This is a genomic window from Pseudoalteromonas sp. SWXJZ10B (assembly GCF_015864475.1).
GTDB lineage: Bacteria > Pseudomonadota > Gammaproteobacteria > Enterobacterales > Alteromonadaceae > Pseudoalteromonas > Pseudoalteromonas arctica.
Genome location: NZ_JADYXD010000003.1, coordinates 44,040 through 70,582 on the forward strand (window position 1 = coordinate 44,040; position 26,543 = coordinate 70,582).

Below are 26,543 nucleotides of genomic sequence, written 5' to 3' on the forward strand. Positions count from 1 at the left end.
TTAATTGATAGTTTGTATGTCACCCGCTGATTGCATAAACAATGGTACCGGGCGTTGTGTTTCTAATTGCACAGGCTTAATGCGACGGTTTGTATATTGAGCCCAGTCGAGCGTGCGTTCTATATGGCCGCTGGTATTAACAGATAACTTACCGCTTAAACCACTATATTGATTGCCTGGCATTACGCTTAACTGCCTGATGTCATGTAATATTGATACAGCATCGTACGCCATTGCAAATAAGCGTTGGCTAATATCTACTTGCTCTGGCCATAACGAATCATACTGCTGGCGTAAGTTATGTTGTTTAATTTGCGAATCGAGCATCCACGGCAATTCAGTGAAGTATAGGCCGTCTAAGTCGCCTTTGTCAGTACTGTCAATTTGTTTACTGTGGCTTTTAGAGCTGGCGTAAAGTGGAATGCGATCTGCAAAAGTACTTACGTTTACATCAAGGTAAGGTTTAATTAAGCGTGTTTCTATTGCATCACCTAAAATATAAATAACATCAATATCACTGCGTGAGCGCGTTTCATTTTCTACTTCTTGTTTAAATAATGCCTTAACCGTTTTTATGCGATCTTTTGATTTATCTACTTCCAGCAAGCTGGTAATCGTGTTTGGCATATCTTTTTTATCGTTATAAAAACCTATTTGTGGCTTAGTTTCGCTATAGCGTTGCCACTGCAAGTTAAAGTAATCAACAAGACGTTGCCCGTTAGCGTTATTAGGCGCAAGTAGCATCGGCTTTTGGTAACCCATTGCTAAAAAGTGCTCTAGGGCTTGTTCTACTTCGTGTTCAGGATTTAGTGCAAAGTAATAATGCTGAAGCGAAATGCGTTCACCATCAAAGGTGTTTAAATGTAGTACTGGCGTATCGATAAACGTTTGCGCATTAGCTAGTTTATCTATATTTGCTTTAAGTAGAGGGCCAATTACAAAGTCAGGCTTTATTTCTTCAAGTTGTGCTGCAATTTCTTCTGTACTTAAGTTTTCATCAATAAAAATAGTGTCGTTGATATTTTGCGTATCAAGTGCAGCTAATACGCCAGCTTTAAGGGCATCACCTAAACGTTCGTTAGGGCCCGATTGTGGAAATAACACAACTAAGCGCTCTATATTGATAGGAGCAAGTTCAGTAAGCATTTCATCTTGTTCAGGTAATACAGTAAAAGCCGGATGCCCAATATAGCGTCTGCGCCAATTGTTGATCGCTTGATCTAACTCTACGCCACTACTTGCATATACTTGATGATATAACGCTAGGTTAGCCCACCCTTGCTGAATAACCGAACCACGGTTAAAGCGTTCAAGCGCGTAAGAAGAAAGTTGCTTTAAGTTATCCCACAAATTTTGATTAAGTTGAGGGATTTCTATATTATTTTTTGTTGCTGTTTCAGAGGCCCTAAAAAAGTAGGGTGCAGCTTTTTTCGGAAAATTTTGCGATGCGTAAATACTGGCCGTTAAAAACTGATGCCAAGCAAAATGCTCAGGTTGAGTCAGTTGTCCGTCTAGCGACTGTAAAATAACCAAAGCTTGATCATTTTTATTCTGTTGTTTTTGTGCAAATGCAATATAAAGACGGTTCTGAATTTGATCAACACTTGCGGTTAATTCAAGCTCATTCCCAATTATCTCTAATAAAGGCCAGTTTTGCTCACTAATTGCTGCATCACGGGCGCTATACAATAACTGTATTTTATCGGCACCTTGGCGGTTTTGCGCCAATTGATAGATAGATTGCGCACTGGTTGCCTGATTTTGCAGTGCATTAGTGCGGTTACTTACGTTATCGCTGTTTTTAGTTGGTTTTTCGGTTGTGCTACACGCCGATAACCCTGACAATATAATTAATAGACTAACTAGTTTAAGTCGCACAATGATTTCCCAATACGTTAACGCGATTTGCTTATATTACTGACTGACGCAGGAGACCTCAATGTTAAATGAGGAGAATTCACAGAAAATTGGCACTCTTTACATTGTTGCCACCCCAATTGGCAATTATGACGACTTAAGTCACCGTGCCATTGCGACATTATCGCAAGTTGACTTAATTGCTGCTGAAGACACTCGCCATACCGGCAAGCTACTTAGCCACTTTGGTATTAAGGCAAAAACGTTTGCATTACACGACCACAACGAAAAGCAAAAAGCACAACAAATTATTGATCAACTTAATCAAGGTTTAAATATTGCTTTAGTATCCGACGCTGGTACACCGCTAATTAGTGATCCAGGCTACGCTGTTGTAAATCTATGTCGTGAACAAGGCGCTCATGTTACACCTGTTCCAGGTGCATGTGCTGCAATTACAGCCGTATGTTGTTCAGGTTTACCAACCGACCGCTTTCAGTTTATTGGTTTTACGCCAGCTAAAAGTAAAGCTCGCCAAGACTTTTTTACCGAAGCTGTTAACTCAGGTATTACCAGCATAATGTACGAAAGTACGCACCGTATTATGGCAAGCCTTGATGATTTAGCACTAGCCCTTGGTGATGAGCAGCAAGTTGTGTTTGCTAAAGAGCTAACCAAAACCTTTGAAACATTTTTTAATGGTAGTGTAAGTGAGCTTAAACAGTTTTTAACTGATGATCCTACCAAGCAGCGCGGCGAAATAGTGCTTATGCTTCCGGGCAAACCAAAGCAAATAGATGATGTTCCGCCTGAAGCGCGCAAAATGCTGGCACTTCTTGAAAGCGAAATGCCAATGAAAAAAGCCTGTGGCGTTGTTGCTGAATACTTTGGAATGAAGAAAAACGCTTTATACAAAACAATTATTGAAGAAAAAGAGTAAATTTTACTGCGCTTGGTATTAGCCTCATGTATACTGCGCGCCGAGTCAGCCAAGATGATCGCTGCCTGTGACGAAAATGATCAGGGGGAGGAAAGTCCGGGCTCCATAGGGCAGAGTGCCAGCTAACGGCTGGGGGGCGTGAGCCTACGACAAGTGCAGCAGAGAGGAGACCGCCAATCTTCGGATTGGTAAGGGTGAAAGGGTGCGGTAAGAGCGCACCGGGCCGCTAGTAATAGTCGGTTGCAAGGTAAACTCCACTCGGAGCAAGACCAAATAGGGTTCCTTATGGCGTGGCCCACGTTGGAACCGGGTAGGTTGCTTGAGCCATAGAGCGATTTATGGCCTAGACGAATGATTATCACTTTCTTCGGAAAGGACAAAACCCGGCTTATACGGCTGACTCACTCATTCAATAAAAAGCCCGCAGTTAACACTGCGGGCTTTTTTGCGTTTAAATTTTAGTTAATACAATTTAAGCGTTATTAAATAATATTTTTCCCTTGTTCTGGATCGCGAGATTGCTCTGCTTGTTCACGTATTTCGTCGGTATCACTACTTACATCATCAAGCGTTTTAGTTTGCTCAACAGTTTCACTTTTTTCGCTTTGTATTTGCGATGGTTGTTTTTCCTCTAAGCTAGAAGCATTTTCATTAGTGTCGGTGAGTATAATTCTCTCTCGTGCGTCATCAGGCATGCTGATTTTTTGTTTAGTGAACTCATTTACTAATTCGCGCATAAGTTGTGAGCCTACTTTTAATGGGCTGTGCTGCTCGCTATTAACCCAAAAATACAAAACGAAGTTAATAGTAGATGAGCCTAAGTTTTTTATTAAAACCTGCGCGGGTGGGTCGCTAAGTACTGCATTTTGTTGATTGGCAATATCTAGGGCGAGGGTTTGTGCGCTGCGTATATCGTTATCGTAGCCAATACCAATTTCTACTTTGCCGCGCATTTTTGGATTGGCAGTCAGGTTTTTAATGGTATTTTTATATACAGTCGCATTAGGTATTTGAATATGATTGCCATCGTAATCAACAAGTGTGGTTGCTCTTGCTGTTACTTTTTTAACAATACCTAATCGGCCATCCACTTCAATTACATCGTCAATTTTAAAAGGTCTTTGTACGCTCAGTAATAAACTGGCAATAAAGTTCTCTGCTATGTCTCTAAAAGCAAAGCCGAGTATTAAACCTATCAACCCAGTCCCACTCATAATAGCAACGGCAAACTGAGTAAGCCCTGCTAAACGTAAAAATAAATATACCCCAAATAAAATTATTAGGGTGCTTATGCTGCGCCTTATAACTAGGTGAACAAGCTTGCTGTCAGTCATATAGTCAATGGGTTTGATTAGTAATCTAGAAAGTGGTCCTGAAATTAAGTAACTGAGTACTAAAAGCATTATGCCGAGTAAAATAGTGGGTAATATTTGCGCTGTTACGTGAAGTAATTGCACGCCTTGCTCATAAAAGAAATTCCACGAAAGTGTATCAACTTTGATCACGTCAGTTATTGGTGTTGTATTATTTAGCGCTACACTGCTTTTTAGGGTACCGAGCATGGCTTATCTTCCGTGTTAGAGTCACTTATAGATAAATATTAGCAAGTTTGGTACCAAACGCTTATAACTTGGCAAATATTTTGCTGTAGTAACGTAATACAAATATTGAGGTTTAGAATGAAAGAAGCTAAACGAGGACAGCAAGCAGAGCAGCCTGCACATATCCCTTTTATAGGTTGGTGGGATATTGTTAAACGTATTTTTAAGCAAATGAGTGAAGATAACTTATCTATAGTGGCAGCCGGTGTGGCATTTTATGCGTTACTTGCTATTTTTCCAGCCATTGCGGCGATGGTATCAGTGTATGCGTACTTTTCATCCCCAACAGATATAAGTGAGCACTTAAGTAAAATAGTTACTTTGCTTCCACCAAGCACCAGTGAACTGATTTTATCTCAGGTTTCTAGCCTTGCTAAAACATCAAGTGCAAGCTTGAGCTTAAGTGCAATTGGTACGCTCATACTTACTATTTGGAGTAGTTCAAAGGGCAGCCAAGCACTTATTACTGCATGTAATATTAGTTATCGTGAATATGAAAAACGCTCATTTTTTCAGGCTCAACTAGTGCGCTTTTTATTTTCGGTAGGAGCGATTGTAGTCGCAATTTTTGCGCTATTAATTATTGGTATTTTACCTATTGTACTTAATTTAGTGGGACTAAAAGAAAGTATAGATTTATTAATTAAACTCATTTCTTGGCCATTATTGGCTTTTACCTTTAATTTTGCATTGGTACTTTTATATCGTTATGCCCCACATCGTAAACCTGCTAAATGGCGTTGGATCACAATGGGGTCGTCTATTGCTACCGTGCTGTGGATTTTAGCATCTATAGGTTTTTCATTTTATGTGTCGCGTTTTTCTAGTTACAACGAAACGTATGGCTCACTAGGTGGTGTAGTGATTATGCTGATGTGGTTGTATATCAGCGCTTATATAATCACATTAGGTGCTGTTATTAATGCAGCTACTGAGCAGCAAACAGGTAAAGATAGCACTGTAGGGCCGGCTAAAGAGCGTGGGCAGCGAGGCGCCTATGTAGCAGATCACCTCGATGTAAAAAATGAATAGCTATTAATTAGCTAAATTAGTAAGTGCAGTAATTTGCTCTTTAAACTCTTGTGCTGCAGGACCAAGCCTGTCGTTGTCGTTGCACATTAAATATAAATTAAGAGTGCGGGTTGTACCTTGGTCTAAATTAAGTGCAATGAGGGTTTTATCTTCAATTAAATGTGCAATTTGTGTTTTTGGCAGCCAAGCGTAACCTAAATTTTGGCTAACCATATCAATAGAGTTACGTAAGTGGCTTACTGTCCAGCGCATATCTGCACCTAACCAGCCTTCATTGTGACTGGTGTGGGTTGCTGAATCGCGAACTACTATTTGTCTATGTAGCTTTAAATCACGAAAGTTGAGTTGTTCAGTATGTTGTTGTAATACATGGTCTTTATGCGCAACCGCTATAAACTCTATATCGCATAACGTACTGCAACTAATTCCATAGATAGGAATTGATGAAATAGCTAAATCAACCACTGAGTTATGTAATAATTCGTTTGCACCTGTTAGCACGCTTTCTACTAAATCAATTTTTAAAAGAGGGTAAAGCTCACTCGTTTTAGCAAGTGCTTGATATAAAATAGCGTGTGGAAAAACCTCATCAACAGCTATTTTTAATGTGCTTTCCACGCCTTCGCTTAGTGTACTTGCTACCGATTCTATTTTAGTCGCTTCCTCAATTAAAAACTCGGCTCTGCGTAAAATCAGCTTACCGCTATCGGTTAAAAATGCTTTACGGCCTTTTACTTCAAGCAACTTAATTTGCAAGGCGGCTTCAAGTTTTTGCACAGCATGGTGTACGGTTGACTGACTTTTATGTACAGCTGCGCTTGCGCCTGCAAACCCGCCATGATCCACTACCGCTTTAAACATTCGCCATTGCTCTAATGTTGCTTTTGCCATTTTTAAATCCTGTTACTACTTTATATCTGATTGCTTAACTTGACCGCGCAGACGCATTATTTATTGCGTAACAGTGATTTTTTGTCTATTTATTTTAATAAAGCTACTTTTTTATCAGCTAGAAGTGCCATAAAACTGCTTTTATTTAAAGGTCTTGAAAATAAATAACCTTGACCGTAATCGCATCCTGCTTCAAGTAGTAGCTGCATTTGTAATTTAGTTTCAATTCCTTCGGCGATTACTTTTAAGCCCAACTGATGCGCCATAACAATGATGGCTTCACACAATGCAAGTTCTTGGCTGCCTACTTGAATATTATCAACAAAACGTTTATCTATTTTTAAATAGTCGGTGTCCATTTCTTGTAAGTAAGCGAGCGACGAATACCCGGTACCAAAATCATCAAGAGCAAGCTGCATACCTGATTTTACTATTTCTTTTAGGCGTCTTTGCGTAAGTGCTTCAGGGTTAACCATTAAGCCTTCAGTTATTTCTGCGACAATTGACGAAGCAGGCAGCTTTGCTGCTTTTAGCATATCGTACCATTCATCTATGCCACTCTCTGGCGTGGATAATTGCACTGGCGATACGTTTACACTTATTTGAAAAGTATCATCGGTTAGTGTTTTTATATCGTTAAGTGTTTGCAAAGCTTGGGCAAATACAAATTGACCAATTGCATTTATTTGCCTGGTTTCTTCAGCAAGTGGGATAAATGCGATAGGGCTAATTAGGCCTTTTTCGGGATGTTGCCAACGAATAAGCGCTTCAGCTTTATGAATATGTAAATCATTTAAAGCAACTATGGGCTGATAAAATAACTCAAACTGTTCAAGTTCTATGGCACTTCGTAAGTCTTTTAATAGCACCATGCGCGCGTGTGCATATTCGCGCATGTCAGCAGAGAAAAACTCAAAACAGTTACGACCATTACTTTTTGCTTTATACATAGCCTGATCGGCTGCCTTTAAAAGCTGTTCAGTATTTTCACCATCATTAGGAGCGCAAGCAATGCCTATGCTTGCACTAATAAATAACTCTTCGTTTTCAAGATGCAAAGCTGACGATAGACTAAGTAAAATATTACTCGCAATTTGATTAATATGGCGCGTACTTTTAATGTGACTAAATACAATAACAAACTCATCTCCCCCAATTCGTGCCACAAACTCAGCATTTTTTGCCGACTGGACTATACGCTGAGATACGAGTTTTAATAAGTTATCGCCATAGTGATGGCCTAATGTGTCATTAATATCTTTAAAGTGATCAATATCTAAAAGCATGACAACCAATTGATTATCTGGAGTAACAACATTTGAAAATCGTTGATTTAATCGCTCCTTTAATTCTAAACGATTTGGTAAGTCAGTTAGGTGATCAAAATGAGCTTGTCGCCAAATGGTTTCATCAGCTTGTTTTTTTTCTGTGAGGTCTGTGAATATCGCGATACGACGAATAGGTGCGTTGTTTGTATCATAAATAGTATCGATTGTGAGCCACTCAGAATAAAGCTGCCCGTTTTTTTTACGGTTAATAACCTCGCCTTGCCAGCGGCCTGTTTGCTGTAATTCAGACCACATTTTATTGTAAAAATTCTTATCATGTTTTCCTGATGAAAGAATTGAAGAGGACCGGCCAATTACTTCTTCTTTACTATATAAAGTCGTTTTGCAAAATGCAGGATTTACATCAAATATGATACCCGTTGGATCGGTGATTGCCATGCCTTCACTACTGTTGTTATACACTAGTGAGGCAAGGTGGAGTGCTTCTTCATTTACTTTTCGTTGTGTTATATCTCGTAGTACAACAACGTATTCATTTTTACTTTGCATTGCGCTAATACGTGCTTCAAAGCTGCGTTTAGGATCTGATTTTTCGAGTGTGAATTCTAAATTACTCGAAACATCAAGTTTAGATAACTGCGATAACAAAAGCTGAACATTGCTGTGTGAAAGTATTGATGATAAATGAGGTACTACAGTGCTGTTAGGATTTACTTGAGGCTTAAACTGTCCTGTTATGTTGAGAATATCGCCATGGATGTTAATTCTAACGTAACTATCGGGCAGAGTATTAAGCAAGCTAGTAAGCTCATCATGCTTGTTTTTTAAATTAGCTTCAGCTGTTAACCGAGTTTGCGCCATTGATTTAAAACGCTGATAGAGAGTATTTAGCTCTGGATTATTGGGTTGTATTTTTTGTGAGGGCATCTCGCCCTTAGCCAATACGTTTGTTGCATTTGTTAGATTATTAATTGGGTCAATAATGCTGGTTTTAAGTAGTTTACGTGCAATTAAACACAGTATCAGCAGCGATAAAATAAACACACCAATCGCTATAAAAAAATTATTATTTATTTGCTTTAAAGCATGCGTAACAGGAAGTGCGATATGTATATTTAAGCTGTTATTACTCGGATCGCTGTAAATAACAGAGTGGTGAAGCATTCGGGCTTCACCTTCAATAGATTTTATTTTTGTTGATGCCTCATTATTAATCGAAGAATCAGTTGCTAATAAAGTCTGTGCAATATTATCGCCAAGCGTGGCCGCTGTAGGTGGATAACGCGCTAAAATTTTTCCGTTAGAATCAGCAATTGCAGCAATAGAGCCTGGCGGAAGTTCAATGTCATTAAAAGCATTGTTCCACCAGTCAAGCGCAACAACGATAACTACAACGCCCTGAATTACATTTTTTTTATTAATAATAGGTAACGCAAAATTAAGGGTGTTTTTTTGCAGACTTCGGTCGTGCTGAAAATAACCTACCGACAATTGGTTACTTTTTAAGGCGTTTTGGAAATACGCCCGATCGGCAATATTAATTGTTTTGGCTAACCCGCTTGTTGTACATATAACAATGCCATTTGGATCTATAATCCCGATATTGGCAACATGTGCGTAAATAGATCTAAATTGATTAAAATAATTAGGGCAGGTCGTTGCTAAATTTTCTTTCTTACTTTCCTCTTTAGCCAAATAACGCGCTAAACGGTCAATATCATCGACTAAGTACTTTTGCTGTAAAATTAATTGCTTAGCAATATTTTCTACTTTTTTTTCACTTTGCTCAATAGAGTGATCGCGTTCAAGCAGCAGTGTAAAAATAATTACAGCGGTGCCCGGAATACTTAGCAATATAAGTAAACGATAAAGCTGATGTTTGAGAGAATAAGTAAAAATAACCATTCCTTAGTTTTGTATTTTGCAATAACAATTGTAGCCAAATTCACTCCAAATAACCATAGTAATTATAAGGTTGAAAATGTAACCAATGAATCATTATAGTTCTATTTTTTGGAATGTTAAGGTCGATTTAAAGACATAGTTGTTTTGTTTAATGGATGATTTAATAACCCCATAAACTTATTCTTTAGAGTGAATTAATAAATGAAAATATCAAAAATACTTACAGCTTATGCAACTCAAGATGGCGATGGTGTGAGTATTAGCCGTATACCTGGGTTTGATGGTAAATATTTAGATCCCTTTTTAATGATTGATGAACTTAAGTCAGACGACAAAAAAGATTATATGGGAGGCTTTCCTGAGCATCCGCACCGAGGTATTGAAACGTTTACTTATATTCTAAAAGGTGGCTTTGAACATCGTGACCAAATGGGTAACAGAGAAGCAATTAAAGCAGGTGATGTGCAATGGATGAGTACAGGGCGCGGCGTCATGCACAGTGAAATGCCACTCGCTGATGCTGTTGACGGTTTGCATGGCTTTCAAATTTGGATAAACATGCCAAGTGCAGAAAAAATGCGTGATTCACGTTATCAAGATACTACAAAGAATCCAGCTCCGAGTTTTACTAACACACAAGGTGTGACGTTAAAAGCACTGGCGGGATCGTGGCAGTTTGAAAGTGAAACGCTTACAAGCGCTCTGCAGAGTTTAGCTGCCAATGCGGCGCTTGCTGATATTACATTACCTGCTGGTAAAAGCATGAATTTAGAACCTATTAGCCAACAAAAAGTAATGCTTTATATTCATAGCGGCTCACTAATAATGAGCGACAATCAAACAATACCAGCGGGTAAGTTACTTATTTTGGAACCAGGGAGTGACATTAATATTAGCTCTGAGCACGGCGCTGGTGTTTTGGTTTTAGCTGGCGATCCACTTAATCAGCCGATTGCTCATATGGGGCCGTTTGTAATGACGACTCAAGCTGAAGTACAGCAAGCAGTGCGTGATTATCAAAACGGCGAGTTTGGCAAAATTTAACGGTATTTTTAGGAGAGTTTTATGGGATTATTAGTTAACGGTCAATGGCAAGATAAATGGTACGACACTGATTCAAGTAATGGTAAGTTTGAGCGCGAGGCGGCGCAGTTACGTCACTGGATAACTGTTGATGGTAGCGCTGGAATAACGGGCGAGGCCGGTTTTAAAGCTCAAGCGAACAGGTATCATTTATATGTGTCACTTGCGTGTCCTTGGGCGCATCGAACGCTTATATTTAGAGCATTAAAAGGGTTACAAGGTTTAATTACGGTGTCGGTTGTTAGTCCTGATATGCTTAATAGTGGTTGGGCTTTTGATACGCAAAACCACAGTACTGGTGATGCTTTATTTAATAGTAACTACTTACATCAAGTTTATACAAAAAATAATCCAAAGTACTCCGGGCGAGTAACCGTTCCCGTATTGTGGGATAAAAAGCTCAATAAAATTGTCAGTAATGAGTCTGCCGATATTATACGTATGTTCAATAGTGCGTTTAATGAGTTAACAGGTAATAACGATGACTACTACCCTGAGGCGCTGCAACCAAAAATTGATGAATTAAACGCGTTGATTTATCCAAGTATAAATAATGGTGTTTATCGTACAGGGTTCGCAACAACTCAGGATGCGTATGAAGAGGCATTTAATGATGTATTTAAAGCACTCGATACAGTAGAGGGGATACTGAGAAAGCAGCGTTATTTAGCCACAAATGAACTCACAGAGGCAGATTGGCGATTATTCACCACTCTCATTCGGTTTGATAGTGTGTACGTTGGTCACTTTAAATGTAATTTACGCACAATTGAAAGCTATCCTGCACTGAGCGGATACCTCAGAGAGCTATACCAGGTTAAGGGAGTAGCACAGACAGTTGATTTTTATCATATTAAGCGTCATTACTACTTTAGTCACACAATGATCAACCCAACACAAGTTGTGCCAAGTGGTCCAAGTATTGATTACTTATCTGATCACGGTAGAAATGTTTAGCGTTTAAGCAAACAGCCTAACAAGCCAGCCGTATTTTCTTACCAAGCTGGTTTCGCCTTTCCCTGCTTGTACAGCTGCGCCGGCTAAAAAGGCACTTGTTAGTCCCACTTTAGTTGCGGCAAAACGCTTTAGTCTATATTGAAACGCTGCATGATGTTGGCGTTTTAACTCACTGCGCGTATCCATTTGCTTACTCAGAGCATCAACGTTTTCATTAGGTGCTTTAATTAAGTAGTTAACCAACATATTAATTTCCTTATAAGTTAAACAGTTGTTTTAAGCTTTTAAGTGTTTTACTAAAGCCAATTTTATTGCTTAGGTAAACCGTATTTTTCCAAAGCCATGCTAAACAAGCAACTTGCAGCAAAGTAGCTGTTGCAATACTTAGCCATACTGACCCAAAAAGATCATATACACCGTATCCAACAGCACCTAGAAATCCTGCCCACAACAAAACCAAACCACTGGCAAAACAGCCTAAAAATATAGTGATCAATGCAAGCGATCTAAGCGATAACCGCCATTCAGCTTTAGCAAGCTGATGGGTGATCTTTCCTTGAGTTTGGTAATCATCCTTGAGCTGCTTAGAGTACTCTAAAAGCTTTGCAATATGATCTTGCCAATCGTCCTTTTGGCTCTGCTGCTCAGTTGTTTGGTTTTGCGCTTCACCATCCTTGGCTGCGCTTGTTTGTGGGTTATTCATCACTGATTACTTACGACGAAATAGTGATGTAATCAGCATACCCGCAGCAAAAGCAATACCCGCGGTTGCTAATGGATTTTCAGAAGCAAATGCACGGGTTTTAGCTGTACATTCACTTAACTTTTCGCGTGCAATAAGTTGTTTTTCGCTTAGTGCTTCTGCTGAACTCGAAGCGCCTTTACGAACACTGCTTTCAGCTGTTGCTGCTTTGCTAGAAAGTGCATCTACCGCATCGTGCGCTGCTGATGTTGCTTTCTCTGTAAGAGGTGATTCAGTATTTGTTAGTTTAACGTCAGGCTTAACATCTGAAGTTGTGTTTGGTTTCGTATTTGTTGCAGTAGCCATAATCAATCCTTAATAAGTTAAAAATTTAAATAGTGATTTAGATGATGCAATGATTAAACCAAAACTGTTATTTATTTTAAGTTGTTGATTTTATTGTCTTTTATTGTTTGTATGTAACTTTTCATATTTGGTAATTTAAAGTAAACAGTAACTATTACTACACGGTTAGGTAAATTTTACAAAGGGAGTAAAAATGCTTAAAAAGTTGTAAATATTCATTGGTTATTCAGTAAGCAAAGCGTGTAAACAGAAAGTTATAAAAAACAGAATAGATATTTTTTTCATCACAATCCCACTTTTTCCCACGTAATTCAAACGCTTCGCTTGAGCCCTTATTTTTTCTAGCTTTGGGACTTACTAAAGCTGGTCAGCTTACTTGACAAAATGGCTTGTCAAGCCCTAAACTGGAGCACTGTGGTAAAAAGTGGTTTTTAGTGGATCACACTGGATAAAAATAAACAAAAGTTGAATAAAACAATTTTAAAGTAGGTTTTTTATGTTTCGTGGCGCGAGTTCACTGAGTTTGGATGATAAGGGGCGTTTTGCGGTACCGACTAAGTACCGAGAATCTCTATTGTCTGAAGATCAGGGAACGGTTATTTGTACCGTCGCATTAAATGAGCCGTGTTTATGGTTGTATCCGCTGGCTGAGTGGCTAGAAATAGAAAGCCGTTTAGCTAAAATCTCCAATATGAACCCACGAGCCCGTCGAATGCAGCGTATGTTGCTCGGGAATGCTACTGAATATCAACTTGATAAAAATGGTCGAATTTTGCTTGCGCCGTCACTGAGGGCTCATGCATCACTTGGCAAAAAAATCATGCTAGTTGGTTTGATGAATAAATTTGAAATTTGGGATGAGGCGCGTTGGCACGAGCAAATGCAGCAAGATACTGAGCTTGAAAGGCTTGGTGATTTTGAACCTAACCAAGATTTAGATAATTTTACACTCTAACAGCACAAAAAAAGGCAAATAATAGCTAATGACAGCGCAATTTGAACACGTATCCGTATTAATGGACGAAACCATCGATGCCCTCGCAATTAAGCCAGACGGTATATACATGGATGGTACGTTTGGACGTGGCGGCCACTCTGGACAAATTTTAGCACGCCTAGGTGATGAAGGTCGCCTGCAAGCAATTGACCAAGATCCACAAGCGATACAATCAGCCGAAAAATTTGCTGATGATCCACGTTTTGCGATTGCACATACTCGTTTTTCAAATTTATACGAAGTAGCAGAGCAGAACGATCTAATTGGTAAAGTGGATGGCATTTTATTAGACATTGGTGTCTCGTCGCCACAACTGGATGACGCTGCGCGTGGTTTTAGTTTTATGAAAGATGGGCCACTTGATATGCGTATGGACCCAACAACAGGTCGCAGTGCTGCACAGTGGTTAGCAGAAGCCGAGTTAGATGATATTACCCACGTAATTAAAAAACTGGGCGAAGAAAAGTTTGGTAAACGCATTGCACACAAAGTACTCGAAGTTCGTGAGCACACGCCAATCACAACAACCAAGCAACTTGCTGACCTTGTTGATGAAGCAGTACCTGTAAAAGATAAGTTTAAGCACCCTGCAACACGTACTTTTCAGGCGATTCGTATTTACATTAATAGCGAGCTTGAAGAGATTCAAACAGCGCTACAGTCTGCAGTTAAAGTGCTAAAGCCAGGCGGACGTTTAGTGGTGATTTCGTTTCACTCACTAGAGGATCGTATTGTAAAACAGTTTATTAGAAAACAGAGTAGGGGAGAAGTGTTACCCAGAGGTCTGCCTTTAACTGATGCACAAATAAATAAAAACCTGACGTTAAAAGCAGTGGGTAAGGCTATTAAGCCAAGTACTGTTGAAGTAGAACGTAATCCACGTTCTCGTAGTTCTGTACTTAGGATTGCACAGAGGTTGGGATGAGTAAAAAAGCGAGCTATCGTCAACCCAATTTATTCTTTGAAATATTAAAAGGCCTAGGTGCTAACAAGCTAACCTCGGCCTTGTTGGTTGTGATATTCGCTTCTAGTTTAGCTGTTGTGCAAACAACACATTTAGCTCGTGGGCAACTTATAAAGCAAGATCAATTATTACAAGAACGTGATGAACTCGATTTAGAGTGGCGCTACTTACTTGTTGAAGAAGAATTTTATTCGCAACATGCACGCATTGAAGAAGTTGCTATATCACAATTAAAAATGAAACGACCTACGAGTCAAGATGAGCAGGTAATAATAGTACAATGAGAAATAGAGGCAAAAAACCAGTCACTAATTTAATCACATGGCGCTTTATGCTGGTGTGTACAGTTGTGTTTATGGTGTTTGTAACACTCGTATCTCGCGCTGCTTATTTACAAGTGATAGAACCTGATAAAGCACGTTCAGAAAGTGATAAACGCACGGTGCGTGTTGAAAAACTGCATGTGCAACGCGGAATGATTTTTGACCGTAATGGTAAAGAACTAGCGGTAAGTGTGCCGGTTGTGAGCGTATATGCAGACCCTAAAGCATTGCATAAGTCGCTTGTCACTAAAGTAATCAAACAAGCACGTAAAAGCGGCGAAGATCACTTATCTTTAACTGAAAACACTGCTGAACTTGATAAGCGTACTGCTCTTTATTATAAAAACGATTTACGCTGGCGCGAGCTTGCCGATGTGCTGCGTATTGATCCTAAAAAGATTAACTCTCGACTTTTAAACGATCCTTCGCGTCGCTTTGTGTATTTAAAACGCCAAGTTACTCCTGCTGTAGCAAATTATATTGGTGATTTACGCCTCCCTGGTATCCATTTACTAGATGAATCTAAACGCTACTACCCTGCAGGTGAAGTTACCGCGCATGTTATTGGTTTTACCAATATCGATGGCAAAGGCATTGAAGGCATTGAAAAGCTATACGAAAACGCTTTAACGGGCGAGGAAGGCCGCCGTACCATTCGTAAAGACGCACAAGGGCGTGAGGTAGAAGTACTTGACGAACGTGAACGTGTAGAGCCAGAAAGTATAGAGCTAAGCATTGATCAACGAATTCAAGCCATTGCGTACAAGGCCGTAAAATCAGCTGTACTGACTTATAAAGCCACATCGGGCTCAGCTATGGTAGTTGATGTTAAAACCGGTGAAGTACTGGCAATGGTAAATAGCCCTTCATTTAATCCAAATAACTTAAGCGATGCTGCACCTCATAAGCGTCGTAACCGCGCAATTACAGATTTGTTTGAACCAGGCTCAACTGTTAAGCCTCTAGCCATTTTGGCTGGGCTAGACTACGGCGCCATTCAGGCAGATGACACGATTGATACCTACCCAGGTTGGATGCGTTTAGGTGGTAGTTTAGTTAGAGATACTCGTAATCACGGCGAACTAACACTGCGCGAAATACTAAAGTACTCCTCAAACATGGGAGTTGCGAAGGTTACTCAGTTAGTGCCTAAAGATTACCTTGTTGGCTTATACCAAAAAGTAGGATTTGGCAGTGATACTGGTACTGGAATGGTAGGTGAAAGCAGCGGTTTGTTTTATCCAAATCGTCGTTGGTCTGACTTTGAAATTGCCACTTTATCATTTGGTTATGCGATTTCGGTAAGTACTGCGCAAATGGCGCGCTTTTATACCATGTTAGGCGCTGGTGGAGTTAACCGACCACTGACTATTTTAAAGCAAGACAATATACCTGAAGGCGAACGTATTTTTAAACAAAAAGACGTAGAAGCCGTAGTCCACATGATGGAAAGTGTATTTGAAAAAGACGGTACTGCTCGCAACATAAAAGTTGATGGGTATCGTGCAGCTGGTAAAACAGGTACATCTAAAAAAGCCGTAGCAGGTGGTTATGGTGATGAATATGTAGGTTATTTTGCAGGTGTAGCGCCGGCAAGTAATCCTCGTTTAGCCGTGGTAGTTATGATTAATGAACCAGGTGGTGATGTGTACTATGGAGGTGCCACCGCTGGCCCTGCATTTGCAGAAATCATCTCTAACGCATTAAGAATATTAAACGTAGCGCCTGACAAGGAAGAGGTTGCGTACGTAAAAGGTAAGGACAACGATGCGTGATTTAAAGGACATTTTAAAATACATCGAAATAGATGCGCCCTCGCAGCTGGTAAAACATTTACGCCTTGATAGTCGTGAAGTAACGCCAGGTGATGTATTTGTTGCTATTAAAGGCCATGCACTTGATGGCGGACAATTTATTAATAAAGCAATTGAAAATGGCGCAACAGCTATTATTGCTGACAGATTATGTGAATTTGAAACAAGTTTTGAGCCACTATATTTAGTTTCGGAGCTTGATAAAAAGCTTCCAGAATTAGCAAGTCGCTTTTATAGCCAGCCAAGTCAGGCTCTTGATTTAATTGGCGTGACAGGTACAAACGGTAAATCGACAACCACAGCAATGATTGCCCACTTGGCGCAATTTTGCAGTACTGATTCGGCTATTATAGGGACTTTAGGTTACGGCCACCCTGATAATTTAATTCCACTGATTAACACCACGCCTTCTGCGGTTGATTTACAGCATATTTTGAGTGATTTAAATTCGCAGCATAAAAAGCTAGTAGCCATGGAAGTATCATCTCATGGGTTAGTGCAGCAACGTGTTGCTAAATGCGCATTTAAAGCTGCTGTGTTTACTAATCTTTCGCGCGATCACTTAGATTACCATGGTGATATGGCAAGTTACGGTGATGCGAAACTAATGCTTTTCCGTGATTTTGAACCGCAAGTTGTAGTGCTTAATCAAGATGATTTTCAAGCTGAGCAATGGCTTGAAAAGTATGATTTTAATAACCTAATTTGTTATGGGCGTAAAAACTTAGCTCCTAAAAACAGTCAATATGTTTACTTTTCTAATGTTGAGTATTCAAGTGAAGGTATTTCGGCGCAGTTGTCGACTAGTTGGGGGGATTTATCAGTTAAATCGCCTCTGTTTGGCGAATTCAACTTATATAACTTAACGGCAGCGCTCGCTACATTACTAGGGCTTGGTTATCCGCTTGAGCAATTAGTTGCAGGTTGTGCGCAGTTACAGCCAGTAGCAGGGCGAATGCAAGCATTTAGCCAAGCAGGTATGCCAACGTGTGTTGTTGATTACGCGCATACACCCGATGCACTTGCACTTGCATTACAAGCATTGCAGCTGCATGTGCCAGGTGGTGTAAGTTGTGTATTTGGTTGCGGTGGTGACAGAGACAAAGGAAAGCGCGTATTAATGGCGCAAGCTGCAGAGCAAAATGCGAATAAAGTGATTATTACCAGTGACAATCCTCGCTCAGAAAATCCTGATGACATTATTGCAGATGTAGCTGGCGGTTTAACCCATCCTCAAAATGCACATTTAGAGGCTGATAGAGCAACTGCAATTCGTTTTGCTATAGAAAACGCTACAGCTGATGAGGTTATTTTGATTGCAGGTAAAGGCCATGAAGATTATCAAATTATAGGCGATAAGCGAATCGACTTTTGCGATCGCCGATATGTACAAGAACAACTAAAAAAAGCAGTAAGAGGGATAACACAATGATCCCAATGGATCTTGATTGGTTAGCTAATGTGCTAACAACCGATTATCAAGGTGATAATCAACACGTGCTTAATATAAATACTGATACTCGTACAGTGTGCGATGGCGAAGTGTTTTTAGCACTGAAAGGGCCAAATTTTGATGGGCATAAATTTATAACTGAGGCTAAACAAAAAGGTGCTATTGGCGTTATTGTTCAGCACAAAGTTGATGTAGATATTCCACAATTTATAGTAAGCGATACACGTATTGCACTAGGTGTAATTGGTACTGCTGTTATTGCGCAAGTGGCGCCTAAAACAATTGCTATTACAGGCAGTGTGGGTAAAACCACGGTAAAAGAAATGTGCGCCGCTATTTTGTCGGTCCACGGTGATGTATTAGCTACTAAAGGTAATTTTAATAATGATATTGGCGTCCCACTTACGTTATTGCGCTTAGAGCCTCAACATCGTTTTGCGGTTATTGAACTGGGTGCAAATCACTTAGGTGAAATTGCCTACACCACTGCAATGACAAAACCAGATGTAGCCGTTGTATGTAATGTTGCAGCAGCCCACTTAGAAGGTTTTGGTAGTTTAATGGGCGTCGCAAAAGCTAAAGGTGAGATTTTTGATGGCCTTAAAGATAACGGCGTTGCGATTGTTAACTGTGATAGTGAATTTAGCCAATATTGGTTAGATAAGCTTGAAGGGCGAAGTGTTAAACGTTTTTCTACAACTGAAAAACTAGATATTTGGGCAGAGAACATCACGCTTGATGCCAATGCGCGTGCAAGCTTTACGCTTTGCACTAAAAACAAGCAAGTACCTGTTACTTTAGCATTGCCTGGTAAACATAACATTGGGAACGCGCTTATTGCAGCCGCATTAACTAGCGAGTTTGATGTAACTCTTGAAGAAATAGCCAATGCACTTGCCACAATGGGTGATGTAAAAGGGCGCGTTAATTTAATTGAAGTGTCTGATTTACTCACCGTGGTTGATGATACCTATAATGCCAATGTTAAGTCGGTAAAGGCTGCGATTGACTTGTTAAGTGATATGCAAGGTCACCGCATTTTAGCGCTCGGAGACATGGGTGAGCTAGGTGAAGATGCACGTACGTACCATCAAGAAGTTGGCGAGTATGCACTTGAGCAAGGGATTGATGAGTTATTTACATTAGGTGTGTTAAGTAAATACGCAAGTGATGTGTTTGAACTACCTAATCGCCACTTTTCGAGCCGCGAACAGATGCAGCAAAAAATTCAAGAAAGTATTAATAAAGTGAATACTAAAACAACAATAGTAGTGAAAGGATCGCGCAGTTCTCGCATGGAATTATTAGTAACCGATTTAGTTAATGGCCAGCAACAAGCCATCAATGGAGTATCATAATGTTAGTTTGGCTGGCAGAGTATTTAACACAGTATTTTAGTGGTTTTCATGTTTTTTCGTATTTAACGCTACGTGCCATTTTAGGTATTTTAACTGCGCTAATTATGTCTCTTTATTTAGGACCTAAGTTAATTCGTGGTTTGCAACGTATGCAAATAGGCCAAACAGTTCGAGACGATGGTCCGCAATCGCATTTGTCTAAGTCGGGTACGCCGACTATGGGCGGCTTACTTATTTTAGCGGCCATTTTTACCAGCACGCTACTTTGGGCCGATTTATCAAATAAATACGTATGGGCAACACTGTTTGTAATTGGCTCTTTAGGTATTGTTGGCTTTGTTGATGATTACCGTAAAGTTATTCGTAAAGATCCAAAAGGCTTAATTGCTAAGTGGAAGTACTTTTGGCAGTCAGTCATTGCATTAGTTGTAGCTACTGCTTTGTATTTTACCAGTGCACAAGCATCTGAAACATCACTTGTTGTTCCATTTTTTAAAGACGTGTTACCGCAATTAGGTTTGTTTTATATCGTGCTTACGTATTTTGCCATAGTAGGTACATCAAACGCGGTAAACCTGACCGATGGTTTAGATGGCTTGGCGATTGTGCCAATTATTTTAGTGGCTTCAGCACTGGCAATTATTGCTTACTTAACAGGTAATATTAACTTTTCGGCTTACTTACATATTCCACATTTACCGCTGGCGAGTGAGCTTGTGGTTGTATGTACTGCCATTGTGGGCGCAGGGCTTGGCTTTTTATGGTTTAACACTTACCCAGCACAAGTATTTATGGGCGATGTTGGCTCATTAGCACTTGGTGGCGCATTAGGTATTATTGCTGTTTTAGTACGCCAAGAGTTACTGCTTATTATTATGGGCGGTGTATTTGTAATGGAAGCACTATCGGTAATATTACAAGTGGGGTCGTATAAATTACGCGGACAACGCATTTTTAGAATGGCGCCGATTCATCATCATTATGAATTAAAAGGTTGGCCAGAGCCTCGCGTTATTGTGCGCTTTTGGATTATTTCTGTTGTGCTAGTGCTTGCTGGCTTAGCTACTTTAAAGATTCGATAAATGCAGTATTTAAACGAGATAAAAAACAAACAAATAACAGTGCTCGGACTCGGTGTAACCGGTCTGGGCATTGTGCGTTTTCTATTATCTCATGGCCTCACACCAAAGGTCATTGATAGCCGAGTAACCCCGCCGGGGATTGATTGGTTAAAAGAGCACGCGCCAACTCTAGATACCCACTTTGGTAATTTGGATGACGCAGAGCTTTGTTCAAGCGATATGATTATTATAAGCCCTGGGCTTAGCTTAAAAATAAAAGCTGTTGCAAATGCAATTAACGCAGGTGTTGAAGTGATTGGCGACGTTGAGTTATTTTCACGTATTAATTCAAAACCGGTTGTTGCAGTAACGGGCTCTAATGGTAAATCAACCGTGGTTACGCTCGCTTATGAAGTATTAAAACAAGCCGGCTATAAAGTTGCTTTGGGTGGAAATATTGGCACAGCGGTGCTTGATTTGCTCAGTGATGATTTTGACGTGTATGTACTTGAGTTATCTAGTTTTCAGCTAGATACCACAACAAGTTTAAAACCTGTGAGTGCAACGGTATTAAATGTGTCTGAAGATCACCTTGATCGCTACGACAGTTACCAAGCTTATATAGACTCAAAGCTAAGTATTTATGACGGTGCAGAGCTTATTATTGTCAACGCAGACGATAGTCAAACACATCCAGTTGAGCGCGGTTCTACCCCCCTAATCAGCTTTGGTGCTCAACAAGGTGATTACCATTTAGCGCAACATAATGGCGAAACTCACTTTATGGTTAAAGGCGATGCCTTTTTAGCTGTTGATACGCTTGCGGTAGTGGGTAAGCACAATTATTTAAATACGCTTGCAGTAATGGCGCTCTTAAGTCCGTTTGAAGTAAGCAAAGAGCAATATAAAAATGCATTAGGTCAATTTAATGGGTTGGCTCATCGCTGCCAATTTGTAGCTGAGCTTAACGGTGTAAAGTATTTTAACGATTCAAAGGCAACTAATGTTGGAGCGACCATTGCTGCAATAGATAGTTTAGCTAGTGGCGGTGAAAATCTGATTGTTATTGCTGGTGGCGATGCCAAAGGCGCTGATTTAAATGCGCTTAAACCTTACATAGAACAGCATGTAAAAGCATTAATTTGTTTTGGTAAAGATGCAAGTGACTTAGCTGCGATTACCAATAAGAGTTATTTAACTAACAATATGGAAGAAGCCGTTACTTTGGCCAAAGTACTTAGTAGTACAGGCAATATTGTTTTATTAGCACCCGCATGTGCCAGTATTGATATGTATAACAACTATATGCAACGCGGTGATGACTTTGTTCAGTGTGTAATGGCAGGGGCGTTATGATTGCTTTTGCCGATATAAGAGACGCATTAACACCTAAGCCTTCGGCGCAGTTATACGATGTACCGCTATTGTACTGCGTAATAATGCTCATTGGTGTTGGTTTTATCATGGTGACCAGCGCATCAATGCCTACCGCAGAGCGGTTATTTGATGACCCGTACCATATTACCATTCGCCACAGCATGTTTTTGGCAATGGCTTTTGTGCTTTTTTGGATAAGTGTTTGTGTGCCAATGGAGTGGTGGAAACGATCAAACCCTTATCTATTAATACTAGGTATGGTGCTATTAATAGCGGTATTGATTATTGGGCGTGAAGTAAACGGCGCTAAACGATGGATACCTATTGGACCTGTTGGTTTTCAGGTGGCTGAGGCCGCTAAGTTGTACTTTTTTAGTTATATTGCGGGTTATTTGGTAAGAAAACGCGAAGAAGTACAAGAAAATATTAAAGGCTTTGCAAAGCCAATTGCTGTATTTGCAGTGTATGCACTGCTTATTCTGCTGCAGCCAGATTTAGGCACAGTGGTTGTTATGTTTGTAACAACGGTTGGTTTATTGTTTTTAGCTGGTGCTAAGTTATGGCAGTTTTTTGTACTTATTTTAACGGGCGTTGGTCTGGTTGTATTACTTATTATTGTTGAACCATATCGTATGGCACGTGTTGTTGGCTTTTTAGACCCTTGGGATGATCCTTTTGGCAAGGGTTATCAGTTGGTGCAATCGCTAATGGCATATAGCCAGGGTGGTTGGTTTGGCCAAGGCTTAGGTAACAGTGTACAAAAGCTACAATATTTACCTGAAGCACATAACGATTTTATTTTTGCCGTTATAGGTGAAGAACTTGGCTTAATAGGCGTTGTAAGTATTTTAACGGTATTAGCTACTTTAGTATTTAGAGCCTTATTAATAGGCCAACAAGCGCTTAAGTGCGGCAAGGAATACGAAGGCTACTTTTCATTTGCCATTGGTATTTGGTTTGCATTTCAAACCATGGTGAATGTAGGTGCGAGTGCGGGTATTTTACCGACGAAGGGTTTAACCCTGCCGTTTATTTCTTATGGCGGCTCAAGCTTATTAATTATGACGATTGCCACGGGTATTTTATTACGCGTAGATTTTGAAACCAAAATGGCAACCAAACAAGCCACCTCACGCGGAGGTAAGCGATGAGTAAAAAATTAGTAGTAGTGGCTGGTGGAACTGGCGGACACATTTTTCCCGGTATTGCAGTAGCCGATTATTTAAAACAGCAGGGCTGGCAAGTTAGCTGGATCGGCACACCAGATCGAATGGAAGCGAGCGTTGTACCTAAGCACAATATAGATATTGATTTTATTAACGTTAAAGGTGTTCGTGGTAACGGATTAAAGCGTCTTATTAAAGCCCCATTCATGGTAATTAATGCAGTATTGCAGGCGCGTAAGGTATTGAAAGAACAGCGTCCTGATGTAGTACTTGCAATGGGCGGTTATGTTACGGGGCCAACGGGAATTGCCGCAAAAAGTTTAGGTATCCCGCTGGTTATTCACGAGCAAAACGCTGTAGCGGGTATGAGCAATAAACTGCTAGCTAAGGTGGCTACACGAGTATTAGCTGCATTTCCAAGTGCTTTTGCACAGGGTCAAGCCGAGCTAGTAGGTAACCCAGTTCGCCAAAGCGTTATGAATATAGCCAAACGCGATGTATCAAGCCCTATTAATATTTTAGTAGTGGGCGGCTCGCTTGGTGCACAAGTGCTTAATCAAACATTACCAGAAGCATTTAAAGCACTAAATAATACAGCTCCAATAAGTGTATGGCATCAAACAGGTAAGGGTCATTTAACTACTGTAGAAGCCGCTTATAAAATGCATGCTTTTACAGGCAGTAATGCAAAAATAGCTGAATTTATTGATGATATGGACGCAGCGTATAGCTGGGCCGACATTGTTGTTTGCCGTGCTGGTGCGTTAACTGTTAGCGAAATTGCAGCGGCAGGTAAAATGGCCGTTTTTGTTCCGTTTCCACATGCTGTGGACGACCATCAAACAGCGAACGCACAATATTTAGTGATGGCTAATGGCGCATTATTAATGCCACAAGGGCAGTTTAATAAACAATCAATTGTTGAACTATTAAGCCCGTATTTAGCCCAACCTTCATTAATTACTGAAATGGCTACAAATGCAAAAAAACAAGCCATTTTAGATGCCACAGCAAGCGTAGCAACGCACTGTGAGCAAGTAACAAATAAGAGAAAATAAGTGAAAGAAACGTCAGTACAAGAAAAACACACACGCCCTGCAATGCGCCGAATAGAAACCATTCACTTTATTGGTATTGGTGGAGCAGGTATGGGCGGTATTGCTGAAGTACTCGCTTTTGAAGGCTACCGTATTACAGGTTCTGACATTGCCCATAGCGCTATGACAGATCGTTTAATTAAAGCCGGTGCAGAAGTATTTATAGGCCATCATGAAAATAACGTGAAAGATGCCAATGTAGTCGTTGTTTCAAGTGCGATTGATGAAACAAATCCTGAAATTATTGCAGCCAAAGCCGCAAGAGTTCCTGTTGTTCGCCGCGCAGAAATGTTGGCTGAGTTAATGCGTTTTCGCCACGGTATAGCCATTGCGGGTACGCATGGTAAAACAACGACAACAAGCTTAATTGCGAGTATTTATGGACAAGCAGGGCTTGATCCAACCTTTATTATTGGTGGCTTGCTAAATAGCGCAGGTAGTAACGCAAAAGTAGGTAAAAGTGATTTTTTAATTGCCGAAGCTGATGAAAGCGACGCGTCGTTTTTACACTTACAGCCAATGGTCTCGGTGATCACAAATATTGAAGAAGATCACATGGATACTTATGGCGGCAGTCTTGAAAAGATGAAAGACACATATGTAGATTTCATTCATAACTTGCCGTTTTATGGTTTAGCTGTTGTATGTATTGATTCTGAAGTTGCTGCTGAACTTATCCCGCGTTTTGGTCGCCCAGTTATCACGTATGGCGAATCGAAGGATGCTGATTACCGCATGAGCGACTTTAGCCAATCAGCTAACACGTGCACATTTACAGTAACTAACAAACAAGGTGAGTGTTTAACTGCCACGTTGAATATGCCAGGTAGACACAACGCACTTAATGCAACCGCTGCGATTGCTGTGGCAAAAGATCAAAATATTGCGAATCATGCAATTTTAGAAGCGCTGCAGAAGTTTGAAGGTATTGGTCGTCGTTTTCAGCACTATGGTGAATTTGAAAACGAGCGTGGCAATGTGATGTTAGTTGATGATTACGGGCATCATCCTTCAGAAGTTGCAGCAACAATTGCAGCAGTACGTGAAGGTTGGCCTGATAAGCGTTTAGTAATGGTATATCAACCTCATAGATTTTCCCGTACACGCGACTTATACGAAGATTTTGTAAAAGTACTTGCTGATGTAGATCAGTTGCTACTGCTTGATGTGTATAGCGCTGGTGAAGATCCTATTGTTGGCGCAGACAGCAAAAGCTTATGCCGTAGCCTTCGTCAACGTGGCAAAGAGCCGCTGCATGTAGCAACAAATGCAGAGCTTGCAGGCGTTTTGGCCGCAAATTTACAAAATAATGATTTAGTATTAACCCAAGGCGCTGGTAATATAGGTCAGTTAGTTAAAACATTAGCTGCGACGGGTATGTCGATAGAAAAACTTAAGCAAGGTGAAGTATGACTCAGGTAAACACACAATTTGGTAAAGTAGCGGTACTGCTAGGTGGTAACTCAGCAGAACGTGAAGTGTCTTTACGATCGGGTCAGGCTGTTTTAAATGCGCTGCAAAATAGTGGCATTGATGCAATTGCATTTGACCCGCAAAGTCGTTCTTTGTGGGAGTTAAAAGAATTAAATGTAGAGCGCGTTTTTATTGCTTTGCATGGTCGTGGTGGCGAAGACGGAACTGTACAAGGTGCGCTTGAGTTTATGAACCTGCCTTACACGGGCAGTAATGTACTGGGTTCAGCACTTGCTATGGATAAAGTACGTTGTAAGCACTTATTTAAATCAGCGGGTTTAAGCACTGCACCTTATACCGTAGTTGACGCTAAAAAAGGCTTTGATGCTGCAGCTATTATGGGTGAGTTTAAAAAGGTAATGGTTAAGCCATCGCACGAAGGCTCAAGCATAGGTATGGCGCAAGCAAGTACAGCACAAGAACTTGAAGACGCACTAGCTAATGCATTTAAGTTTGATAATCAAGTGCTTGTAGAGCAGTGGATCACGGGACGTGAATTCACAGTTACAGTGCTTGGCGATGAAGTACAACCAGTCATCGAGATGACGACACCAAATGGTTTTTACGATTACCAAGCTAAGTATCAATCAAATACAACGCAGTATCATTGCCCTGCAGATTTATCAGAGCAAGATACTAAGTACTTACAAGCTATATCGCTAGATGCATTTGATTTAGTGGGCGCAAGTGGTTGGGGCCGTGTTGATGCGATGCAAGACGAGCAAGGTAACTTTTACCTGCTTGAAGTAAATACAGTACCTGGCATGACTGAAAAGTCGTTAGTGCCAATGGCAGCAAAAGCGAATGGGGCAACTTTTGAACAATTAGTTGTTCGCATTTTAGAGCAAACGCTTTAA

23 protein-coding genes and 1 other RNA gene are annotated in these 26,543 nt (G+C 40.3%); 17 read left to right on the plus strand and 7 right to left on the minus strand.

The annotated features are described in order from the left end of the window. Entirely contained in the window at positions 1-1,878 is a 1,878-nt protein-coding gene (locus I6F54_RS03760; RefSeq protein WP_165741503.1) for a penicillin-binding protein activator, read from the minus strand. 61 nt (positions 1,879-1,939) lie between these two features. Between I6F54_RS03760 and rsmI the strand changes: the two genes are divergently transcribed. Then, complete coding sequence (rsmI, locus tag I6F54_RS03765) at positions 1,940-2,797, plus strand: 16S rRNA (cytidine(1402)-2'-O)-methyltransferase (RefSeq protein WP_010554279.1); 858 nt, start codon at positions 1,940-1,942, stop codon at positions 2,795-2,797. Positions 2,798-2,839: 42 nt separating this feature from the next. Beyond that, positions 2,840-3,204, plus strand: an RNA gene (rnpB, locus tag I6F54_RS03770) — RNase P RNA component class A. Between the two features lie 75 nt (positions 3,205-3,279). Here rnpB and I6F54_RS03775 read toward each other — a convergent pair. Then, a complete protein-coding gene (locus tag I6F54_RS03775; RefSeq protein ID WP_165740978.1) occupies positions 3,280-4,359 on the minus strand; it encodes a mechanosensitive ion channel family protein in 1,080 nt (359 codons plus the stop codon). Positions 4,360-4,476: 117 nt separating this feature from the next. Between I6F54_RS03775 and I6F54_RS03780 the strand changes: the two genes are divergently transcribed. Then, complete coding sequence (locus I6F54_RS03780; protein ID WP_007582878.1) at positions 4,477-5,430, plus strand: YihY/virulence factor BrkB family protein; 954 nt, start codon at positions 4,477-4,479, stop codon at positions 5,428-5,430. Positions 5,431-5,433: 3 nt separating this feature from the next. On the opposite strand, the gene I6F54_RS03785 is transcribed toward I6F54_RS03780, so the two are convergent. After that, entirely contained in the window at positions 5,434-6,321 is an 888-nt protein-coding gene (locus I6F54_RS03785) for a LysR family transcriptional regulator (protein WP_165740979.1), read from the minus strand. Positions 6,322-6,410: 89 nt separating this feature from the next. Continuing rightward, positions 6,411-9,515: a bifunctional diguanylate cyclase/phosphodiesterase gene (locus I6F54_RS03790; RefSeq protein ID WP_165740980.1), complete on the minus strand. Its 3,105-nt coding sequence runs from the start codon at positions 9,513-9,515 to the stop codon at positions 6,411-6,413. 201 nt (positions 9,516-9,716) lie between these two features. On the opposite strand from I6F54_RS03790, the gene I6F54_RS03795 reads away from it, so the two are divergent. Further along, a complete protein-coding gene (locus tag I6F54_RS03795; protein WP_165727684.1) occupies positions 9,717-10,559 on the plus strand; it encodes a pirin family protein in 843 nt (280 codons plus the stop codon). A 21-nt stretch (positions 10,560-10,580) separates the two neighbouring features. Next, positions 10,581-11,555 (plus strand): glutathione S-transferase family protein, encoded by a 975-nt coding sequence (locus tag I6F54_RS03800; protein WP_197139788.1) that lies wholly within the window; start codon positions 10,581-10,583, stop codon positions 11,553-11,555. 3 nt (positions 11,556-11,558) lie between these two features. On the opposite strand, the gene I6F54_RS03805 is transcribed toward I6F54_RS03800, so the two are convergent. From I6F54_RS03805 to I6F54_RS03815, 3 genes are read right to left on the minus strand one after another with little or no spacing between them, the layout of a single operon-like run. Beyond that, on the minus strand, positions 11,559-11,801 hold the full coding sequence (locus tag I6F54_RS03805; protein ID WP_007582895.1) for a hypothetical protein: 243 nt from the start codon (positions 11,799-11,801) through the stop codon (positions 11,559-11,561). A 10-nt stretch (positions 11,802-11,811) separates the two neighbouring features. Continuing rightward, positions 11,812-12,258, minus strand: a complete 447-nt coding sequence (locus tag I6F54_RS03810; protein WP_024590208.1) for a hypothetical protein — start codon at positions 12,256-12,258, stop codon at positions 11,812-11,814. Positions 12,259-12,264: 6 nt separating this feature from the next. Beyond that, positions 12,265-12,603, minus strand: coding sequence for a hypothetical protein (locus I6F54_RS03815; RefSeq protein ID WP_010554292.1), 339 nt, complete (start codon positions 12,601-12,603; stop codon positions 12,265-12,267). A 496-nt stretch (positions 12,604-13,099) separates the two neighbouring features. Here I6F54_RS03815 and mraZ point away from each other — a divergent pair, with 496 nt between their 5' ends. From mraZ to I6F54_RS03875, 12 genes are read left to right on the plus strand one after another with little or no spacing between them, the layout of a single operon-like run. Continuing rightward, a complete protein-coding gene (gene mraZ / locus I6F54_RS03820; protein WP_007582904.1) occupies positions 13,100-13,558 on the plus strand; it encodes a division/cell wall cluster transcriptional repressor MraZ in 459 nt (152 codons plus the stop codon). Positions 13,559-13,586: 28 nt separating this feature from the next. Continuing rightward, on the plus strand, positions 13,587-14,525 hold the full coding sequence (rsmH, locus tag I6F54_RS03825) for a 16S rRNA (cytosine(1402)-N(4))-methyltransferase RsmH (RefSeq protein ID WP_008167099.1): 939 nt from the start codon (positions 13,587-13,589) through the stop codon (positions 14,523-14,525). After that, the gene (gene ftsL, locus I6F54_RS03830) at positions 14,522-14,848 is read left to right on the plus strand and encodes a cell division protein FtsL (RefSeq protein ID WP_007582915.1); all 327 of its coding nucleotides are present in this window, start codon (positions 14,522-14,524) and stop codon (positions 14,846-14,848) included. The genes rsmH and ftsL overlap by 4 nt, the downstream gene beginning before the upstream one ends. Further along, positions 14,845-16,662 (plus strand): penicillin-binding transpeptidase domain-containing protein, encoded by a 1,818-nt coding sequence (locus I6F54_RS03835; protein WP_166419355.1) that lies wholly within the window; start codon positions 14,845-14,847, stop codon positions 16,660-16,662. The genes ftsL and I6F54_RS03835 overlap by 4 nt, the downstream gene beginning before the upstream one ends. Continuing rightward, positions 16,655-18,133 (plus strand): UDP-N-acetylmuramoyl-L-alanyl-D-glutamate--2,6-diaminopimelate ligase, encoded by a 1,479-nt coding sequence (gene murE, locus I6F54_RS03840; RefSeq protein ID WP_197139790.1) that lies wholly within the window; start codon positions 16,655-16,657, stop codon positions 18,131-18,133. The genes I6F54_RS03835 and murE overlap by 8 nt, the downstream gene beginning before the upstream one ends. Further along, on the plus strand, positions 18,130-19,512 hold the full coding sequence (locus tag I6F54_RS03845; RefSeq protein ID WP_197139792.1) for a UDP-N-acetylmuramoyl-tripeptide--D-alanyl-D-alanine ligase: 1,383 nt from the start codon (positions 18,130-18,132) through the stop codon (positions 19,510-19,512). Before murE ends, I6F54_RS03845 begins: the two co-directional genes overlap by 4 nt. After that, positions 19,512-20,594, plus strand: coding sequence for a phospho-N-acetylmuramoyl-pentapeptide-transferase (gene mraY, locus I6F54_RS03850; RefSeq protein WP_007582922.1), 1,083 nt, complete (start codon positions 19,512-19,514; stop codon positions 20,592-20,594). The genes I6F54_RS03845 and mraY overlap by 1 nt, the downstream gene beginning before the upstream one ends. After that, positions 20,595-21,929: a UDP-N-acetylmuramoyl-L-alanine--D-glutamate ligase gene (murD, locus tag I6F54_RS03855; RefSeq protein ID WP_197139794.1), complete on the plus strand. Its 1,335-nt coding sequence runs from the start codon at positions 20,595-20,597 to the stop codon at positions 21,927-21,929. It abuts the gene before it with no gap. After that, positions 21,926-23,101: a cell division protein FtsW gene (ftsW, locus tag I6F54_RS03860; protein WP_007582927.1), complete on the plus strand. Its 1,176-nt coding sequence runs from the start codon at positions 21,926-21,928 to the stop codon at positions 23,099-23,101. Before murD ends, ftsW begins: the two co-directional genes overlap by 4 nt. After that, complete coding sequence (gene murG / locus I6F54_RS03865) at positions 23,098-24,174, plus strand: undecaprenyldiphospho-muramoylpentapeptide beta-N-acetylglucosaminyltransferase (protein WP_197139796.1); 1,077 nt, start codon at positions 23,098-23,100, stop codon at positions 24,172-24,174. The genes ftsW and murG overlap by 4 nt, the downstream gene beginning before the upstream one ends. Further along, positions 24,175-25,626, plus strand: a complete 1,452-nt coding sequence (gene murC, locus I6F54_RS03870; RefSeq protein WP_002957994.1) for a UDP-N-acetylmuramate--L-alanine ligase — start codon at positions 24,175-24,177, stop codon at positions 25,624-25,626. After that, complete coding sequence (locus I6F54_RS03875) at positions 25,623-26,543, plus strand: D-alanine--D-alanine ligase (protein ID WP_024592944.1); 921 nt, start codon at positions 25,623-25,625, stop codon at positions 26,541-26,543. The genes murC and I6F54_RS03875 overlap by 4 nt, the downstream gene beginning before the upstream one ends.

Bases quoted from the DNA above. Each gene is read 5' to 3' on its own strand.
- murD (WP_197139794.1), top strand. From the start codon at position 20,595: ATGCAGTATTTAAACGAGATAAAAAACAAACAAATAACAGTGCTCGGA.
- I6F54_RS03800 (WP_197139788.1), top strand. From the start codon at position 10,581: ATGGGATTATTAGTTAACGGTCAATGGCAAGATAAATGGTACGACACT.
- I6F54_RS03845 (WP_197139792.1), top strand. From the start codon at position 18,130: ATGATCCCAATGGATCTTGATTGGTTAGCTAATGTGCTAACAACCGAT.
- I6F54_RS03795 (WP_165727684.1), top strand. From the start codon at position 9,717: ATGAAAATATCAAAAATACTTACAGCTTATGCAACTCAAGATGGCGAT.
- murE (WP_197139790.1), top strand. From the start codon at position 16,655: ATGCGTGATTTAAAGGACATTTTAAAATACATCGAAATAGATGCGCCC.
- ftsL (WP_007582915.1), top strand. From the start codon at position 14,522: ATGAGTAAAAAAGCGAGCTATCGTCAACCCAATTTATTCTTTGAAATA.
- I6F54_RS03815 (WP_010554292.1), bottom strand. From the start codon at position 12,603: ATGGCTACTGCAACAAATACGAAACCAAACACAACTTCAGATGTTAAG.
- rsmI (WP_010554279.1), top strand. From the start codon at position 1,940: ATGTTAAATGAGGAGAATTCACAGAAAATTGGCACTCTTTACATTGTT.
- I6F54_RS03875 (WP_024592944.1), top strand. From the start codon at position 25,623: ATGACTCAGGTAAACACACAATTTGGTAAAGTAGCGGTACTGCTAGGT.
- I6F54_RS03780 (WP_007582878.1), top strand. From the start codon at position 4,477: ATGAAAGAAGCTAAACGAGGACAGCAAGCAGAGCAGCCTGCACATATC.
- rsmH (WP_008167099.1), top strand. From the start codon at position 13,587: ATGACAGCGCAATTTGAACACGTATCCGTATTAATGGACGAAACCATC.
- mraZ (WP_007582904.1), top strand. From the start codon at position 13,100: ATGTTTCGTGGCGCGAGTTCACTGAGTTTGGATGATAAGGGGCGTTTT.
- ftsW (WP_007582927.1), top strand. From the start codon at position 21,926: ATGATTGCTTTTGCCGATATAAGAGACGCATTAACACCTAAGCCTTCG.
- murG (WP_197139796.1), top strand. From the start codon at position 23,098: ATGAGTAAAAAATTAGTAGTAGTGGCTGGTGGAACTGGCGGACACATT.
- I6F54_RS03810 (WP_024590208.1), bottom strand. From the start codon at position 12,258: ATGAATAACCCACAAACAAGCGCAGCCAAGGATGGTGAAGCGCAAAAC.
- mraY (WP_007582922.1), top strand. From the start codon at position 19,512: ATGTTAGTTTGGCTGGCAGAGTATTTAACACAGTATTTTAGTGGTTTT.
- I6F54_RS03805 (WP_007582895.1), bottom strand. From the start codon at position 11,801: ATGTTGGTTAACTACTTAATTAAAGCACCTAATGAAAACGTTGATGCT.
- I6F54_RS03785 (WP_165740979.1), bottom strand. From the start codon at position 6,321: ATGGCAAAAGCAACATTAGAGCAATGGCGAATGTTTAAAGCGGTAGTG.
- I6F54_RS03775 (WP_165740978.1), bottom strand. From the start codon at position 4,359: ATGCTCGGTACCCTAAAAAGCAGTGTAGCGCTAAATAATACAACACCA.
- I6F54_RS03835 (WP_166419355.1), top strand. From the start codon at position 14,845: ATGAGAAATAGAGGCAAAAAACCAGTCACTAATTTAATCACATGGCGC.
- I6F54_RS03790 (WP_165740980.1), bottom strand. From the start codon at position 9,515: ATGGTTATTTTTACTTATTCTCTCAAACATCAGCTTTATCGTTTACTT.